A 17,124-nucleotide genomic window follows, 5' to 3' on the forward strand; every position below is an offset into this window, starting at 1 on the left:
AAAATTAATCTTTTCCTTGTTTCAAGCCAAACCACAATCCACCAATCAACAAGAGTACAAACACAATGGAACTTCCTAAAGAAATCATGCTTCCTGTCTGTACCACATCTGGCTCAAAACTAAATACAATCTCATGTGCTCCAGCTGGCACTTCAAGTCCGCGTAATACATAATCTACACGCTGAATACTTTTCTCTTTACCATCAATTGTAGCTTTCCATCCATTGCCATAGAATATTTCAGAAAACACAGCAAAGCCATCGTTTGTGTTGGTCGACTTATATTTTAAATAATTAGGTTTATATTCTGTTAACGTTATTCTAGCTAAAGAATCTACGCTATATGCCGATGGTAAGTTCAAAGGGCGTTTGGTAATAATCCCATTACCAGGGTTTGGACCTTCGTAAATAGCCTCTTCTAACGTATTCAAGTTTTCTAGAGCCATTATAGCATCATTTGCAGATGGCACCAATGTTAGTTTAGAAACAAACCAGGCATTACCATTGGCATCCTCATTCACAAAAGGAAATATCTGTCCTTCCTCTTCTGCTATAATATATTTGGTATTTAGCATATTGAGAACATTCATATTATTTCGTGCAATATGAAAATCGAACAATTCATCAAAGCGCTTTAATTTAGCGGCATGATAACCGCTTAATGAGTTATGAAAATAAGCAGCTCTAGCAGGCATTCCTTGTCCTGCCGAAGACACGTCGATGACTCTAAAGTGACCATCGTCTTTCATAATTTCTTTATCTGCAGCATTCGCTTGATATGGTTTGTTTACCTTAACTGCCGATACGAAGTTCTCGGTATTTACATAACGACGGTCTACACCAACAAGATCAAATAAAATCAGAGCTGCAAAGATGACAACGACTAATGTTTCTGACAACTTCTTTTTCAAAAACATGAAAATTGTCCCTGCCGACAATACTACTAAAATTAGCGTTCGTAAGGCATCTTGCGTAAAAAAGGATCTTCTATCGTCTCGTAGAGCATCAATATATCCTTGTCCATAATCGCCATATAATTGTCTGTAATAGCCGTCATTTACACCTACAAAGTCAAAACTTCCTTTAAACAGTAAAAATAGTACAGCCAAACCAGCTGCAATACCAGCAGAAATCTTTAAAGCGGTGAGTTTACGCTCATCTTTATCAAAATCATTAAATAGCCTTACCAATCCAAAAATAGCCAACACAGGAATACAGAGTTCTAAAATAACCTGAATAGAACTCACAGCCCTAAACTTATCATATAATGGTACGTAATCAATAAAGAAATCGGTTAAAAACGATAAATTCTTCCCATAAGATAGCAGTAATGATAACAGTGTTCCTCCTACGAGCCACCATTTTAGTCGACCTCGAACTAAAAACAAGGCAAACACAAACAGAAAAATAACAACGGCTCCAACATAAGCAGGTGCTTCTACAATGGGCTGATCTCCCCAATAGGTTGGCGCTCTTTCAGCCTCTTGTCGTGCCTGCGCAGGTGTTGCGCCTAAATTTCTAAAAAAGGTATAGATTTCAGAATCTTTACCTACATCTTCATTATTTCCTCCGCCAAAAAGCCTTGGAATATAGAGGTTAAACGTTTCCATTTTCCCATAGCTATATTCGGTAATATAATCTTTGCTCAAACCTGAAGTGACCACCTTTGGTGAACCATCTGGGTTAATACTAAGTTCACTCTTACCACGTGTACTCTCTTTAACATACTCTTGGGTTGCAAGAATATTAGTAGCATTCAACCCTATAGCTAATATTAAAGCCACAACCATAAGTCCTACCGACTTAAAAAAGTGCTGAAGCATTTTCTTTCTATAGGCGTCAATTAAATAGGAAGCACCTAAAACAAGAACCAAAAGCATTAAGTAATATGTCATCTGGAAATGGTTAGCTCCTATTTCTAAAGCCAACGCAATTGCTGTGAGTAAAAAGCCTAAAATGTATTTCTGCCTAAAAGTGAGAACGATTCCTGCTAAAACCATAGGCATATATGCAATGGCATGTGCTTTACTATTATGCCCTACACCTAAAATAATTATGAGGTATGTGGAAAATCCAAAGGCGAGTGCGCCTAAAGCTGCCAATTTAAAGTCAACCTTTAGTGCTAATAACAATATGTAAAACCCTAAAAAATAGATAAATAAGTAATCTGCTGGACGAGGTAAAAAGCGCAAAACAGAATCTAATTTTTTAACATAATTGTGCGGATATCGTGCACCTAATTGATAGGTTGGCATACCTCCAAAAGCACTGTTGGTCCAATACGTTTCTTCACCAGTTGATGCCTTAAATTCTTTTTGTTGCTGTGCCATACCAATATAATGCATGATATCGCTCTGCTTAATTTGCTTGCCTTGTAATACAGGGCTAAAATATAATAACGAAACAACCACAAACCCAATAAGAACTGAAAGGTGTGGTAAGAATTTTTTAAATGAAAACTGCATAGAATAATTGACTTTCAATAGACTCGAAAATTAGTCAATTTCTTCGTAATCTATGTACTCTCCTACTTTTTTATTTGAAGATGAATTAGCATTAGGTATTTTATCTATAACTGTTTCGCCTTCTTTATGCTGTTGTCCTTGCTGGTGTCTTTGTTGTTGCTGAAATTGACCTTCAAATTTCTGTTGCATCTTTTTAGACATATAACGCACTAGATAAGGCGCAAACAAGCGCGAAAGGATTTTTAATCCATAATACACCAAAAGTATAATAAGAATGGTTCTGATAAAACCATATAATGATGCTTCTTGTAACATTAAATTAAATTTATTCAAAAATACAATTATCTGTACTTAAAAACAGTTATAAATACTTAAAAAAAATATAAAATCTCTATATTTGACTTAAATCGATAACCTATGAACCTTACTAAAAAAGCCCTTTTGTTTACGGCTTTGTTAATCACCCAGTTAACATTCTCGCAATATACAGAAGTAATTAATTCTAATAGACCAGGTGTTTCTCGAAGTGCATTTTCTGTAGGAACCAATGTCGCCCAAATTGAAGTTGGCCCTTACATTATAAAAGAAGAGCATACACCTTTAAAATATGAAGTTTCTGGATTTGGAGCCGACTTTGCAGTGCGTTATGGTTTACTTTTCGAGCAACTAGAAATTAACTTAGAAGGAACGTATCAAAACGATACTTTTAAAGATAATCGATCTACAATCTCTACGGAAAACAAACGTTCAAACTTTAAGAATTTAACTATTGGAGCTAAATATTTAGTATATGATCCTTATAAAAACGCTGAAGAAGATAAGCCTAATTTATATAGCTATCATGCCAATCGTTCGTTTAAATGGAAATCGCTAATTCCTGCTGTTGCGGTCTATGCAGGAGCCAATTTTGACACAAAGAACAATCCATATACAGCACCAGGTATAGAAGGTTTTAGTCCGAAAATCATGGTAGCCACCCAAAATAATTTTTCTGGAGGCTGGGTTTTGGTTCTAAATCTGATTAAAGACCGCATTGGAACCGATTATTCTGATTTTCAGTATATTATTACCCTAACGCATTCTTTCAATCCGCAATGGGTTATTTTTGGTGAAGCTCAAGGAATACAAAGTGATTTTTATGCTGATAATTTATTCCGTTTTGGTGGTGCTTATTTATGGAGTAAGGATTTTCAACTAGATACAGCCTTAACATTTAACACTAAAGATACACCATCTGTTTTTGGTGTTAATTTTGGAATGTCGTATCGTTTTGATTTTCACAAAGACAAAGAAACAGATAATAGCACGTCAAGAAGTGATGCCGACAATAGAAAACCTAAAAAGAAAAAAGGTAAAAAGAAAAGAAGTGATGATTTTGACGATGGAAATCTTTAAGCCTATCCCTCTATGATTACAGTTAAAGAAATTCATTCTAAAAAGGACATAAAGGCATTTGTCAAGTTTCCTTTTAAACTTAATAAAGGATCTTCTTCGTGGGTACCTCCAATCATAAAAGAAGAAATAAAAACCTTTGACAAGACCATTAACCCAGTATTTAAAGATGCCGAGGCTCGGTTCTTTTTGGCTTATAAAGACAATGAAATTGTTGGTCGTATTGCAGCAATTATTAATTGGCTGGAGGTAAATGGGAAAAATGAAAAGAAAATGCGCTTTGGCTGGTTTGATGTTGTCGATGATATCAACGTTACTAGGGCTCTATTAGAAAAAATTCATGAAATTGGAAAGTCACATAGTTTAGATTATGTAGAAGGGCCTGTTGGATTTTCAAATTTAGACAAAGTTGGTGTTCTTACTGAAGGATTTGATCAAATTGGTAGTATGATTACATGGCATAACCTACCTTATTACGCCTCTCATTTTGAGCAATTAGGCTATGATGTAGCGAAACGTTACTCTGAGAATGTCATGGAATTTAAGAATATTCTACCCGAATTCTTCTCTAGAGTTCAAACGCTTATAAAAAAGCGCTATGAACTTAAGGCTTTAAATTTTACGGAGAACAAAGACATCATGCCTTACACTGATGAAATGTTTGAAGTCTTTACAAAATCTCATGCTGTCTTATCGTCTTTTGTAGAAATTAATGATGATCAACGTGAATATTTTAAAAAGAAATTTATTGGATTCCTCAACCCTGAATATGTAAAATTTGTGCTAGACAAAGAAGGCAAACTTATAGGGTTTGGAATTGTAACGCCTTCGTATGCTAAGGCATTACAAAAAATGAAAGGCAAGTTATTTCCGTTTGGAATTCGCCATTTATTACATGCAAAAAGGCACGCAAAAACAGTTACCTTTTATTTGATTGGCGTGCTACCCGAATATCAAAACAAAGGAGTAACCGCGATTTTGTTTCATGAATTTCATAAAACATTTTCTGAAAAAGGAATACAGCTATGTATTAGAGGGCCAGAACTAGACGATAATGAAGCCATTCATAAATTGTGGAAAAACTTTAAGCCTATTACAAATAAAAGACGTTGTACGTTTAAAAAAGATATTGCATAAAAAAAGTCCGATTCAAAAAATGAATCGGATTTTTTTTAAATATTATTTCACTACTCACCCATCGCAGCCATAACTGCAGCAGATAAACGTTTATATGTGCCATTTTCTAAACGGTCTCTAATTGCGTCAAAAGCATCAAGGGTTTCTTCAACATCCTTTAAGGTATGCGTTGCAGTTGGTATCATTCTCAATAAAATCAATCCTTTTGGAATCACAGGATACACAACTATAGAACAAAAGATTCCATAATTTTCACGTAAATCACGCACTAAAGCCATCGCTTCTGGAATACTTCCTTTCAAATATACTGGAGTCACACAACTTTGAGTCGTACCAATATCAAATCCGCGTTCTTTTAAGCCAGATTGTAACGCATTAACAATGGTCCAAAGGTTTTGTTTAAGCTCTGGCATTGTTCTAAGCATATCCAAACGTTTTAAAGCTCCAACAACCAATTGCATTTGCAATGATTTCGCGAACATTTGAGAACGTAAGTTATATTTTAAATAATCAATAATCTCTTGATCGGCAGCAATAAAAGCACCAGTACTAGCCATAGATTTGGCGAACGTAGCAAAATACACATCAATATCGTCCTGTACACCTTGCTCTTCTCCTGCTCCTGCTCCTGTTTTTCCTAATGTTCCAAAACCATGAGCATCATCAACAAACAATCTAAAATTAAATTTCTTCTTAAGCGCCACAATTTCCTTTAAACGTCCTTGTTCTCCACGCATTCCAAAAACACCTTCAGAAATAACCAAGATACCTCCTCCGGTTTGCTCTGCCATTTTAGTAGCACGTTCTAAGTTCTTTTCTAAACTTTCAACATCATTATGCTTATAAGTAAAGCGTTTTCCCATATGAAGACGCACGCCATCAATAATACAAGCATGTGCATCTACGTCATAAACAATAATATCATCTTTAGAAACCAAAGCATCAACAGTAGACACCATTCCTTGGTAACCAAAATTCAATAAATATGCTGCTTCTTTACTTACAAATTCAGCAAGTTCATTTTGCAATTTTTCGTGTAAATCTGTATGACCAGACATCATTCGTGCACCCATAGGGTAAGCTGAGCCATATTGAGCTGCTGCTTCTGCATCTACTTTGCGTACTTCAGGATGGTTAGCTAAACCAAGATAATCATTGATACTCCAAGTGATCACTTCTTTCCCTTGAAACTTCATTCTATTCGAAATTTGTCCTTCTAGCTTTGGAAACACAAAATATCCTTCAGCCTGAGAAGCCCATTTCCCTAATGGTCCTTTATCTTTGTAAATCTTCTCAAATAAATCCTTCATTAAAGCGAGTTTTTAGTCTTATTAGTTGGGACAAAATTAGGTAATTATATTATGACAGCATAATATTTTTATGAACCAATGTTTATATCCTCATTAAACATAAAAAACCTACCACGATTAAACGTGATAGGAATTTTAGTGATTTCTATTATTATTTTATTTTATATACTGAATTTTCTCAGTTACTTCTCTCTGGCTATCAAAGAAACCTTGGTCTTCCATCCATTTATCACTGTATACCTTACTCATGTAACGCGACCCATGATCTGGAAAAATAACCACCACTTTATCCCCTTCTTTAAAGGTTCCTTCTTCATTAAGTTGTTTTAGAGCTTGCATCGCTGCTCCACTTGTATACCCTACAAATAAACCTTCTGTTCTTGAAATTTCACGCGCTGTATGAGCACTTTCTTCATCTGTAACTTTTACAAACTTATCAATCAAATCAAAGTCTGTTGCAGTAGGAATTAAGTTTTTACCTAAACCTTCTATTCGATAAGGGTAAATCTCTTTATCATCAAATTCTCTTGTTTCATGGTATTTTTTTAATACCGAACCATAAGCATCTACACCAATCACTTTTACGTCTGGGTTTTGTTCCTTTAAGAACTTAGAAATACCAGAAATTGTACCTCCTGTTCCGCTGCAAGCTACTAAATGGGTTATTTGACCTTCAGTTTGCTCCCATATTTCAGGACCAGTAGTATGATAATGTGCATCGAGGTTTAATGCGTTAAAATACTGATTGATATAAACAGAACCTTTAATTTCATTATGCAAACGTTGTGCTACTTGATAGTACGAACGTGGATCGTCTGCACTAACATTTGCTGGGCACACATATACTTGCGCTCCCATTGACTTTAACATGTCAATCTTATCTGCAGATGATTTTGAACTTACCGCCAAAATACACTCGTATCCCTTAATGATACTAACCATAGCAATACTAAAACCTGTATTACCAGATGTCGTTTCTATAATGGTATCTCCAGGCGTCAAAATACCTTGTCTCTCTGCTTCTTCTATGATATGAAGTGCAATTCTATCTTTTGACGAATGACCTGGATTAAAGGCTTCAACTTTAGCATAAAAGTCTCCGTCAAAATCTTGGGCCATTTTATTTAACTTGATAAGAGGTGTTTTACCTATTAACTGTAAAACATTATCAAACACTTGTATGTCTCTTTTCATAAATGCTATTTATCCGTTTCCAATTGAATCAATCTAAAACATAAAACCTCGCAAAATTAAGATTTTTTTTTGAATTAGCTAGTAATTCCCTCTAAGTCTAATAAAAACGCAAATTCTCTGGCATCTTCTTTTAAGGATTCAAAGCGACCTGAAGCACCGCCATGACCAGCTTCCATGTTCGTGACTAAATATAGTTTGTTGGTATCTTGTTTATAAGTTCTGAGCTTAGCCGCCCATTTTGCAGGTTCCCAATACTGTACCTGAGAATCATGCAAACCAGCCGTTATCATCAAATTAGGGTAATATTGCCTTTTAATGTTGTCGTATGGCGAATAACTCTTTATATAATCATAATACATTTTGTCATTAGGGTTTCCCCATTCATCATATTCACCTGTAGTTAATGGTATTGTATCATCTAACATTGTAGTTACGACATCTACAAATGGTACTGCCGCAATAACCCCGTTATATAAGTTTGGAGCTTCATTAACGATAACCCCCATCAACAAGCCGCCAGCACTTCCTCCCATGGCATATAAATGCTGAGATGACGTATAGTTTTGTTCTATCAAATATTTTGAACAATCTATGAAATCAGTAAAACTATTTTTCTTTTTTAGAAGTTTCCCATTTTCATACCATGGCCTTCCAAGGTATTCACCACCTCGAACGTGAGCAATGACATAAATAAATCCACGGTCTAACAAACTCAGTCTAATTGATGAGAAATAAGGATCAATTGTAGAGCCATAACTTCCATAAGCATATTGTAATACAGGCGCTTTCCCATCTAGTTTTGTGTCTTTTCGCCTCACCAAAGACATTGGAATTTTGGTCCCATCTTGGGCTGTTGCCCAAATACGCTCTGAAGTATAATTGTCTTTATCAAAATTCGGGTCTAAAACGGCCTGCTCCTTTTTAATCTCCTTCGTTTTTGTTTTCATATTGAAATCAATTACAGAAGATGGATTTGTCAGCGAATTATAACTGTATCTAAGAATTTCAGTATTAAAATCGACATTAGTTCCAGTATTTGCGGTGTAGGTTTCATTATCAAATGGCAAGTAATAATCCTCTTGATTATCCCAGCGTTTAATTCTAATTTGATTAAGGCCATTAGAGCGTTCGCTCACTACGAGATAATCCTTAAAAATATCAACATCTTCAAGAAGCACATCATTTCGGTGTCCTATTACTTCAATCCAATGTTCAATTCCTGTCTCGATTTCAGGAGTCTTCATTAGTTTAAAATTAACAGCATTGTCGCCATTTGTCAAAATATAAAACTGATTTTCAAAATGTGCGATGCTATATTCTAAACCGCGTATACGTTTTTGAAATAGTTTGAATTTCTCATCTGGAGCATCTGCTTTTAACACGTGAAATTCATTAGTTAACGTACTGTAGCAAGCAATAATTATATATTTTCTAGATTTGGTTTTATAAACAGCCACACCAAAGGCTTCATCTTCCTCTGTAAAAACGAGCGTATCCTTGTCTTCAGGCTCTCCAATTTTATGTTTAAAAATCTCATTAGAACGCAGTGTTTGTGCATCTTTCTTTGCATAAAATATGGTCGAATTATCATTAGCCCATGTAGAGGATCCTGTTGTGTTTTCAATAGCATCAGAAAATAACTCGCCAGTAATCAAATTTTTAACCTGAATGGTATATTGACGTCTACCTACTGTATCCATTCCAAAGGTAATCATCGTGTTATCTGGACTTACACTTAATCCAACTAGTCTAAAATAGCCATGACCCTCAGCCATGCTATTACAATCAAATAATAATTCTTCATTAGCCTCCAGCGTGTCCTTCTTACGAGTATATATAGGATAATCTTTACCTTTTTCGTAACGTACTATATACCAATAACCATTGTACTTATAGGGAACAGACGTATCATCTTCCTTAATTCTGGCCTTCATCTCTTCAAAGAGAGAAGTTTCAAATTCTTTGGTGTGCGATGTCTCCTGTTGGTAAAACTCGTTTTCGGCACTGAGATAATCCAAAACATTTTGATCTTCCCTTTGATTCAACCAAAAGTAGTCATCTACTCGTTTATCATTATGTTTTTCTAAGGTCTTAGGTAGCTTTTTTGCTATGGGCGCTTCGATGGTCGTCTTCATATAGTATATTAAGCAAATATGCTTTGCTTTTTTCTTTTTATAAGTGTGGCAATTTAGTAAATTTGCTTCTATAATTTTAATACTTAGCAATATGTTTGGAGATATGATGGGAATGATGGGTAAACTCAAAGAAACCCAAAAGAAAGTTGAAGAAACGAAAGAGCGTCTACATAATGTTCTCATTGACATGAATAGTCATGACGAAAAACTTAAAGTGACCATTTCAGCAAATAGAACTATTAAATCTATTACTATCGATGACGAACTACTTCAAGATAAAGACATGCTTGAAGACTATCTCATTCTTACCATAAACAAAGCTATTGCTCGTGCAACTACAGTTCATGAAACAGAAGTTGCGGCAGTTGCCAAAGAAGGAATGCCAAATATTCCTGGTATGGATATGTTTAAATAGAATACAGCTTTAAAAATTATTTAAAATTTCTAAAAGTCGTTCATGCATCGTATTTGTATAGTCTAAATGAGTAACCATTCTTAGCTTATTACTTCCCATTCCAATAATATGTATATCCTGACTCGCTAGCTGTGCTAAAAACTCGCTCTCGTCAACATGAGATTCTAATTCAAAGATTACGATATTAGTTTCAATAGGCTCCACTTTTTTGATGATAGACAAGTCTTCTAAAACGTCTCCTATTTCCTTTGCTTTTAAATGATCATCTACTAAGCGATCTACGTGATTGTCTAATGCGTATAAACCAGCAGCAGCCAAATAACCCACCTGGCGCATACCTCCTCCTAATATTTTACGAATGCGCAAGGCACCTTGCATTAATTCTTTATCTCCAATGAGGACAGATCCTATTGGGCATCCCAAACCTTTACTTAGACACACTGATATTGTGTCGAATAATTGTCCGTAATCTTTAGCCGTTTCATTAGTATTAGCCAAAGCGTTCCATAAGCGTGCCCCATCTAAATGGTATCCTAAATCGTGTTTTTTACAAACCGCTTTAATTCGTTTTAATTCCTCAAAATCCCAACAAGCTCCACCACCTTTATTGGTGGTATTCTCAACTTCAACTAAAGTTGTTAGCGGACTGTGATAAAAATCTGGAGGATTAATAGATTCGATAACCTGGTTCGCCGTAAACATACCGCGATCTCCATCTATGAGTTTGCAAGAAATACCGCTATTAAAAGAAGCACCGCCTCCTTCATAATTATATATATGAGCATATTTATCACATATAACTTGCTCGCCTGGATTCGTGTGTAGTTTTAAAGCCGCTTGATTTGCCATACTTCCAGTTGGAAAAAACAAAGCCTGCTCTTTTCCAAACATATGGGCCAAACGTTGTTCTAAAGCATTTACTGTTGGGTCTTCTTTATAAACATCATCACCAACTTTGGCAGTCATCATAGCATCTAGCATGCCTTTTGTAGGCTTAGTTACTGTATCACTTCTTAAATCTATAGTCATATTTTAATGTTGAATGTAATTACAATGATCGCTTCCAATTGGTGAACCATCAGGGATTTTTGGAGCATTTTTAATTTTGAATTTTTCTGGATGTTCTTGAAATTCTTTTATCATAGCTGCATACTGTGTCGCATATGGAGATGTTCTCCTTTCACCCGACAGATACTTTTTTAGTAATGAATTAATGGCCTCATTAGCCTTGGCTTTCACCTGAAAAAAAGATTGTTCATTAACAGCTAAATTCATTAAATGTATTAACACACGTTCATTAATAAGCTGTTGGATTTCATTTTTATAAGCTTGTCTATGAGAGGTTCCAAATGACGCATTTAAAACTTGTTCTAACATATCTTCTAAACTTAGCTGACTGTCATCCATACTTTTTTGCTGAATTATACGATTAGCACGTTGTGGATGCAATAATAATTTTAATGTCATATCACTTGCTGTAGCGGCTGCACTCATAGGGTCAAAAGCAACCCCTGTCTTACCAGAAAATGACTCTCGACCTCTCCAATAGCCGAAAGCTCTAGGTGGAAAAAGTTCCAATTTCTCTTTAGGAATGGCTAAGTTTTCTACTGAAATAGTCTCTAAAATGGACGTCAAGGCGTCTTTCTGCATTTTTACATCTATTGGTTTTACAATAACTTGACCGTCTCCTTTAACAGCATAATTATAATCTAATCCACCTACAACCTTAGTTGCCCCTTCAGTTTGATAGCGATGAAAGAAATATAAAGGCACAAAAACATCTTCTAATACAGAATAAGGTTCTCCTTGGCGAATATTATCTTTTGAGAAGTTTGAAATCGCATGATTTCTAACATTCAAAACGTTGTTTAATTCCTGAGAAGCACTTTTACCGTTATCCCATAAATGGGCTAAGGCATGTGCACCTCCTTGTGCTCTAGCATCTGCATCTGTTATAAAACGTAAGCCTGCAAAATCTGCTACTTTCAGAATTTTATTAAGCTCATCTGTTTCGTTTTTATCATCAGCAAATTCAGAATAACTGTAAGCTACGGTTACTTTATCCCAATCTCCTATACCAACGGCATAGGCATCACTAAAATCTATATTTCCATTTTTCACGGTAACTGTTGGGTGTGGATAATCCATAACCGATGCTCTTCCATTCGAACTTGCCGCAAAATTATGAGCAAAACCTATGGTATGGCCGACCTCATGGGCACTTAATTGCCTTATTCTTGCTAAAGCCATGTCCAGCATAGGCTGGTAATTATCATCGCGTTCAGCAAATGGTTTATTCATTAAAGCTTGGGCAATCATAAAATCTTGTCTAATGCGCAAACTTCCTAAACTTACATGACCCTTAATAATTTCTCCTGTTCTTGGATCTACAACACTTCCTCCATAACTCCATCCACGAGTAGAACGATGTACCCACTGAATAACATTATACCTACAATCCATTGGATCTGCATCTTCTGGTAACATTTTTACCTGAAATGCATCTTTAAAACCAATACTTTCATAAGCCTGATTCCACCATTGAGCACCTTCTAAAAGCGCTGAGCGAACAGGCTCTGGAGTTCCTGGATCTAGATAATAAATAATAGGCTCTTTAGCCTCACTCATCACTTGCTCCGGATTTTTCTTTTCCAATCTATGACGAATGATGTAGCGTTTTCTAATGGGATCCTGTATTGCGGTAGCATAATCTAAATACGACATAGAAATAGCACCACTACGCACATCAAATGCTCTCATTTTGTAACCATCATCTGGTAACGCAATAAAACTGTGATGCTGAATGACACTTACTAAAGATGATGTTGGTGTTACACTTCTAATATTTCTTCCTTTTGGCTGCCCTTTAAATGTTAAAAGTGCTTCGAACTCTACATTTTTAGGAAAGGCTTTCGTTCTATCCAATGATAGCGCACTTTTGCTTAAGTCAATTTTATAAGACCCTTCAGATTTTAATCGGTTGGCAACACCATGGGCATCTAACATTAAAAATGGTGTGAGATCAATTATATAAGTTCCATTATTATCCTCTAAAATTTTAAATCCATAAAGGACAGATTTCGCAAACGCTTGTTCTATACTTTTCTTTTCCAATGTATTGCTGGTAATTGCCCTATAGTCTAAGTTTGGCTGAACCAATAATAGCTTATTCCCAGCTTTTTCAAATTTCACTAAACGTTCTTGCCCTAACTGACCACGATCTAAGCCAATATCGTTAGAACCAACACCTGTTGCCAATGAATTCACATAGAGAAATTCCTTATTTAAATCCTTAATTTCTAAATAGATTTTATCTGTTGCATCTTCATAATGAAAATCGAAAAACCCCTTATATGGCTTTAGGTCTTTCTTACTTAATACTTGAGAAAAAGAGCTGGTTACACTAAAAATAAGTGCAACAAATAGAGTAATTTGCTTCATGATTTTAAATTAGATTATAAAGCTACATAATTTCGTTCACATAATGAATGTGACTTTCTTCTTGAAATAGGGTCTTAACTATTGAAACTTATAGTTGCAGATGTGAGTTTGCAACTATAGCAATTGTTGTTATACTGAAAGCCCTAGTTAACAGAATAAAAATTTTCCTCATACTCATTAAAGATGGACATTTCAAGCCCATTTTTGATGGATTGTCAACACGCTTATATTCACAAGTAAATTTTATTGGTCTTGAAATCGATGCTAAAGATTTAAAATATAATGAAGCATCTGTTGATTTGTCTATACGTTTATTTGAAGACAGTGATGTTAATGCATTAAATGAAGGCTTAAGACATGTAAGACTTGTAGAAGCGTCAATTCCTAACTGCTATGTTGCCGTTACAAATAATAATGTTGTTGTAAACCGACAATGGGTATTTAAACATGAGCAAAATGACCAAGTTGCCAATTATTTTGGTCAAATATTTCCTAGATTAAAAGAGGACGAATTACTCATAGAAGGCGTATTCACACATCCAGATTATAGAGGCATGCGTATTATGCCTAATGCCATTTTTCAAACGCTCACTCAAGAACAATATAAATCTATAGACAGAATCATCGTATTTGTTGATCGAACTAACATTGCTAGTCTTAAAGGATTCAAACGTATCGGGTTCAATCCTTATATCTTAAGACAAGAAAAATGGTTTTTATTTAATAGGAAAGTTGCTTTTGTTCCTATGCCGTCTGCTCTCGAAAAGAGTTATTCTAATCTTTCTCGAATAGCTTAAAAACACCCACTTAGAATATTTTTTCTATATTGAAAGCCGTAAACCCCAAATCGTTACGTTATTCTTAAAACCCTAACATATAGAATACGCATTGCTTTTCTGCACCTAAAATCTGGTGATATTCACCATATTTTCCAAGGTTTAATCACACGCATTTATTCCAATGTCACCTCTTTTGGATTAGAACATTATGCGTCATATTCAATACAGAATGGGCTAGCTAAAAACGACATCACTATAAGGCGATTTAATAACTCAGATATCAATGCCTTGAAAGAAAATATGAGACACATTCGACTTGTGGAAGAGGATATTCCTACGTGTTACATTGCAGAGAACAAAGACCAACAGGCCGTATTTAGACAATGGGTTTTTAAACCCAATCAAAATCATCGTGTAACATCCTATTTTGGAGACCTATTCCCTGAACTAAATCACGGAGAAGCCCTCTTAGAAGGTGGTTTTACACACCCAAATTATAGAGGACAGCGCATTATGGCAAAGTCTATCCTTAACATCATTAATCTTGATGAAAATAATGACATCAACCGCTACATCACTTTTGTAGACAAAAATAATCTTGCTAGCCTTAAAGGCTTGTATCGAGCTGGATTTAGACCTTATATATTAAGACACGAGTCTTGGTTCCTATTTAAACGAGAAGTGAGCTTCACTCCTATTTATATTGAAATTGACAAACCTGTTTTTGCTTAGGATTTCAGTCAAATTATCAAACATCTTTTGTTTTTATTTTATCTAACGAATTTATATGTTAATTTCGCTGAAAATTATTTTCTATGATTACATCAGATCAAATTAAAGATCTAAATACACGCCTTGATAAACTAAGGCACTATCTTTGACATAGATGCCAAACTCATCGAAATTTCAAACGAAGAAGAACAAACGTTTGACCCCAATTTCTGGAACGATTCTAAGCAAGCCGAAATTATCATGAAATCCCTTCGTGAGAAAAAAAGTTGGGTAAAAGATTATAACGATTCTAAAACATTAATCGAAGACCTTGAAGTTATTTATGAATTCTTCAAGGAAGACGAAGCCTCTGCAGAAGATGTTGAAAACAGGTACAATAAAGCCTTACTTCTTATTGAAAAACTAGAGTTTAAAAACATGCTATCTGAAGAAGGTGATTCACTTAGTGCAGTACTCCAAATTACGGCTGGTGCAGGTGGAACAGAGTCCTGCGATTGGGCCAGTATGCTCATGCGTATGTATTTGATGTATGCCGAAAAAAGCGGATTTAAAGTTAAAGAACTAAACTTTCAAGAAGGTGACGTGGCTGGAATAAAAACGGTAACCTTAGAAATTGAAGGCGATTATGCTTTCGGGTGGCTTAAAGGCGAAAATGGCGTGCATCGTTTGGTGAGAATTTCACCTTTTGACAGTAATGCCAAACGTCATACAAGTTTCGCTTCTGTCTATGTTTATCCTTTGGTAGACGATACTATTGAGATTGATATCAATCCTGCCGATATTGAGATAACAACAGCGCGTTCATCTGGTGCTGGTGGTCAAAATGTAAACAAAGTAGAAACTAAAGTCCAATTAACACATAAGCCCACTGGCATTCAAATTTCATGCTCTGAAACACGCTCCCAGCATGACAATAGAGCTAGAGCCATGCAAATGCTGAAATCTCAACTGTACGAAATTGAATTGCAAAAGCAAATGGCGCAACGCGATGATATTGAAGCTGGTAAAATGAAAATTGAATGGGGAAGCCAAATTAGAAATTATGTTATGCATCCTTATAAATTAGTAAAAGACGTGCGTTCTAGTCATGAAACAGGAAATGTAGATGCGGTTATGGATGGCGATATAGAACCATTTTTAAAATCGTATCTCATGATGATGGGACAAAAAGAAGATAATCCTAACGAATTATAATATAAATTAGATGATAACAATATACCACAACCCAAGATGTAGCAAGTCTCGCGAAGGATTTTCGCTTTTAGAAAATTCTGGCAAAGATTTTGAAGTTATAAAGTATCTTGATGATCCAATGTCCGAAGCACAATTAAAAGAAATTATTGCACGTTTAGGAATAAAACCTATAGATTTGGTACGTAAAGGTGAAGCGATTTGGAAATCAGATTATAAAACAAAAACATTAACAGATGCAGCTGTAATTAAAGCCATGGTCAAACATCCAAAATTAATTGAACGTCCTATCGTTATTAGCGGTAAAAAAGCAGTTATTGGTAGACCACCAAGCATCATATTAGACATTATTTAAAATGAAGAAGATTTTTTTAAGCCTTTTGGTATTTAGCATGTTTGTGAGTTTCTCTGATGCGCAAGTGAGAAACCGTAGACAGCGTCAAGCTCCAAAAGTTGTCAATGAAGAAAAGGAAAAAGAAAAGTACGAAGCTAAAATTGAAGAAAGGAAAAAGAAGTACATCAATGATTTTATTGAAACCCTAAAAGTAGACGAGTTTCAACAAGAAATTATATACCAAAAAATGTACACTTATTTCGACGAACTTACCAAGGTTAATAAACTCGGACTAAAAAAATACGAGAGAGAAAAGGAAATTGAGCGTTTAGATATAGCCCATTTTAAGGATGTAAAAATTATGGTCTCTGAAGATGTGATGGCAAAAATCATGGATGCTATTAAAGGTAAGTGGGATCAAAAAGAAGAAAACAAAAAGAAGAAGAAACGGAAGAAAAAAAATAAAGACAAAAACTAAAGTTTAAATAAAAGGCTGAAACTCTTATCATTAAGAATTTTAGCCTTTTTTGTTTAACATAAGATTAACCTTCATGCGGCGCAAGGAATCTTACATTTGTTCATCTAAATAGCAAAACACTA

15 protein-coding genes are annotated in these 17,124 nt (G+C 35.1%); 8 read left to right on the plus strand and 7 right to left on the minus strand.

What is annotated here, in order from left to right:
* Positions 1–4 precede the first annotated feature (4 nt).
* Both Q0893_RS09675 and Q0893_RS09680 read right to left on the minus strand, forming a co-directional pair.
* Positions 5–2,464, minus strand: a complete 2,460-nt coding sequence (locus Q0893_RS09675) for a YfhO family protein (RefSeq protein ID WP_299274884.1) — start codon at positions 2,462–2,464, stop codon at positions 5–7.
* Positions 2,465–2,494: 30 nt separating this feature from the next.
* Positions 2,495–2,779 carry a DUF4834 family protein gene (locus Q0893_RS09680; RefSeq protein ID WP_298902033.1) on the minus strand — a complete coding sequence of 95 codons (285 nt, stop codon included), beginning with the start codon at positions 2,777–2,779 and terminating at the stop codon, positions 2,495–2,497.
* 102 nt (positions 2,780–2,881) lie between these two features.
* Here Q0893_RS09680 and Q0893_RS09685 point away from each other — a divergent pair, with 102 nt between their 5' ends.
* Together Q0893_RS09685 and Q0893_RS09690 are read left to right on the plus strand one after the other, a co-directional pair.
* On the plus strand, positions 2,882–3,859 hold the full coding sequence (locus Q0893_RS09685) for a transporter (protein WP_298902034.1): 978 nt from the start codon (positions 2,882–2,884) through the stop codon (positions 3,857–3,859).
* Positions 3,860–3,871: 12 nt separating this feature from the next.
* A complete protein-coding gene (locus tag Q0893_RS09690) occupies positions 3,872–4,993 on the plus strand; it encodes a GNAT family N-acetyltransferase (protein WP_298902036.1) in 1,122 nt (373 codons plus the stop codon).
* Between the two features lie 50 nt (positions 4,994–5,043).
* Here the strand turns inward: Q0893_RS09690 and Q0893_RS09695 are convergent, their stop codons facing one another.
* The 3 genes from Q0893_RS09695 to Q0893_RS09705 all read right to left on the minus strand — a co-directional run bounded on the left by Q0893_RS09695 (position 5,044) and on the right by Q0893_RS09705 (position 9,632).
* A complete protein-coding gene (locus Q0893_RS09695; protein WP_298902037.1) occupies positions 5,044–6,303 on the minus strand; it encodes an aminotransferase class I/II-fold pyridoxal phosphate-dependent enzyme in 1,260 nt (419 codons plus the stop codon).
* A 156-nt stretch (positions 6,304–6,459) separates the two neighbouring features.
* Positions 6,460–7,497, minus strand: a complete 1,038-nt coding sequence (locus tag Q0893_RS09700) for a PLP-dependent cysteine synthase family protein (protein ID WP_299274891.1) — start codon at positions 7,495–7,497, stop codon at positions 6,460–6,462.
* 74 nt (positions 7,498–7,571) lie between these two features.
* Positions 7,572–9,632: a S9 family peptidase gene (locus Q0893_RS09705; protein WP_299274894.1), complete on the minus strand. Its 2,061-nt coding sequence runs from the start codon at positions 9,630–9,632 to the stop codon at positions 7,572–7,574.
* Between the two features lie 91 nt (positions 9,633–9,723).
* On the opposite strand from Q0893_RS09705, the gene Q0893_RS09710 reads away from it, so the two are divergent.
* Positions 9,724–10,047, plus strand: coding sequence for a YbaB/EbfC family nucleoid-associated protein (locus Q0893_RS09710; protein ID WP_298902040.1), 324 nt, complete (start codon positions 9,724–9,726; stop codon positions 10,045–10,047).
* 9 nt (positions 10,048–10,056) lie between these two features.
* Here the strand turns inward: Q0893_RS09710 and Q0893_RS09715 are convergent, their stop codons facing one another.
* The gene (locus Q0893_RS09715; RefSeq protein WP_299274897.1) at positions 10,057–11,076 is read right to left on the minus strand and encodes a low specificity L-threonine aldolase; all 1,020 of its coding nucleotides are present in this window, start codon (positions 11,074–11,076) and stop codon (positions 10,057–10,059) included.
* A 3-nt stretch (positions 11,077–11,079) separates the two neighbouring features.
* A complete protein-coding gene (locus Q0893_RS09720; protein WP_299274900.1) occupies positions 11,080–13,488 on the minus strand; it encodes a zinc-dependent metalloprotease in 2,409 nt (802 codons plus the stop codon).
* Between the two features lie 212 nt (positions 13,489–13,700).
* Between Q0893_RS09720 and Q0893_RS09725 the strand changes: the two genes are divergently transcribed.
* The 5 genes from Q0893_RS09725 to Q0893_RS09745 all read left to right on the plus strand — a co-directional run bounded on the left by Q0893_RS09725 (position 13,701) and on the right by Q0893_RS09745 (position 17,002).
* Positions 13,701–14,285: a hypothetical protein gene (locus tag Q0893_RS09725; protein WP_299274903.1), complete on the plus strand. Its 585-nt coding sequence runs from the start codon at positions 13,701–13,703 to the stop codon at positions 14,283–14,285.
* 282 nt (positions 14,286–14,567) lie between these two features.
* On the plus strand, positions 14,568–14,999 hold the full coding sequence (locus tag Q0893_RS09730; RefSeq protein WP_298902044.1) for a hypothetical protein: 432 nt from the start codon (positions 14,568–14,570) through the stop codon (positions 14,997–14,999).
* 83 nt (positions 15,000–15,082) lie between these two features.
* Positions 15,083–16,193, plus strand: a protein-coding gene (prfB, locus tag Q0893_RS09735; RefSeq protein WP_298902045.1) for a peptide chain release factor 2 whose coding sequence is annotated in 2 segments (ribosomal slippage) — positions 15,083–15,145 and positions 15,147–16,193 — 1,110 coding nt in all. Because the reading frame shifts where the segments join, the coding sequence is not laid out codon by codon here.
* Between the two features lie 10 nt (positions 16,194–16,203).
* Entirely contained in the window at positions 16,204–16,545 is a 342-nt protein-coding gene (gene arsC / locus Q0893_RS09740; RefSeq protein ID WP_298902046.1) for an arsenate reductase (glutaredoxin), read from the plus strand.
* Position 16,546: 1 nt separating this feature from the next.
* Positions 16,547–17,002, plus strand: coding sequence for a hypothetical protein (locus Q0893_RS09745; protein WP_298902048.1), 456 nt, complete (start codon positions 16,547–16,549; stop codon positions 17,000–17,002).
* Positions 17,003–17,124 lie beyond the last annotated feature (122 nt).

Origin of the sequence: uncultured Psychroserpens sp., from assembly GCF_947494225.1 — a bacterium.
In the GTDB taxonomy this organism is placed as follows: domain Bacteria; phylum Bacteroidota; class Bacteroidia; order Flavobacteriales; family Flavobacteriaceae; genus Psychroserpens.

What these genes read in the sequence shown, in the direction of transcription:
- Q0893_RS09675 (WP_299274884.1), bottom strand. Translation starts at nt 2,464, where the DNA reads ATGCAGTTTTCATTTAAAAAATTCTTACCACACCTTTCAGTTCTTATT.
- Q0893_RS09705 (WP_299274894.1), bottom strand. Translation starts at nt 9,632, where the DNA reads ATGAAGACGACCATCGAAGCGCCCATAGCAAAAAAGCTACCTAAGACC.
- Q0893_RS09685 (WP_298902034.1), top strand. Translation starts at nt 2,882, where the DNA reads ATGAACCTTACTAAAAAAGCCCTTTTGTTTACGGCTTTGTTAATCACC.
- Q0893_RS09690 (WP_298902036.1), top strand. Translation starts at nt 3,872, where the DNA reads ATGATTACAGTTAAAGAAATTCATTCTAAAAAGGACATAAAGGCATTT.
- Q0893_RS09700 (WP_299274891.1), bottom strand. Translation starts at nt 7,497, where the DNA reads ATGAAAAGAGACATACAAGTGTTTGATAATGTTTTACAGTTAATAGGT.
- Q0893_RS09710 (WP_298902040.1), top strand. Translation starts at nt 9,724, where the DNA reads ATGTTTGGAGATATGATGGGAATGATGGGTAAACTCAAAGAAACCCAA.
- Q0893_RS09720 (WP_299274900.1), bottom strand. Translation starts at nt 13,488, where the DNA reads ATGAAGCAAATTACTCTATTTGTTGCACTTATTTTTAGTGTAACCAGC.
- Q0893_RS09715 (WP_299274897.1), bottom strand. Translation starts at nt 11,076, where the DNA reads ATGACTATAGATTTAAGAAGTGATACAGTAACTAAGCCTACAAAAGGC.
- Q0893_RS09695 (WP_298902037.1), bottom strand. Translation starts at nt 6,303, where the DNA reads ATGAAGGATTTATTTGAGAAGATTTACAAAGATAAAGGACCATTAGGG.
- arsC (WP_298902046.1), top strand. Translation starts at nt 16,204, where the DNA reads ATGATAACAATATACCACAACCCAAGATGTAGCAAGTCTCGCGAAGGA.
- Q0893_RS09730 (WP_298902044.1), top strand. Translation starts at nt 14,568, where the DNA reads ATGAGACACATTCGACTTGTGGAAGAGGATATTCCTACGTGTTACATT.
- Q0893_RS09680 (WP_298902033.1), bottom strand. Translation starts at nt 2,779, where the DNA reads ATGTTACAAGAAGCATCATTATATGGTTTTATCAGAACCATTCTTATT.
- Q0893_RS09745 (WP_298902048.1), top strand. Translation starts at nt 16,547, where the DNA reads ATGAAGAAGATTTTTTTAAGCCTTTTGGTATTTAGCATGTTTGTGAGT.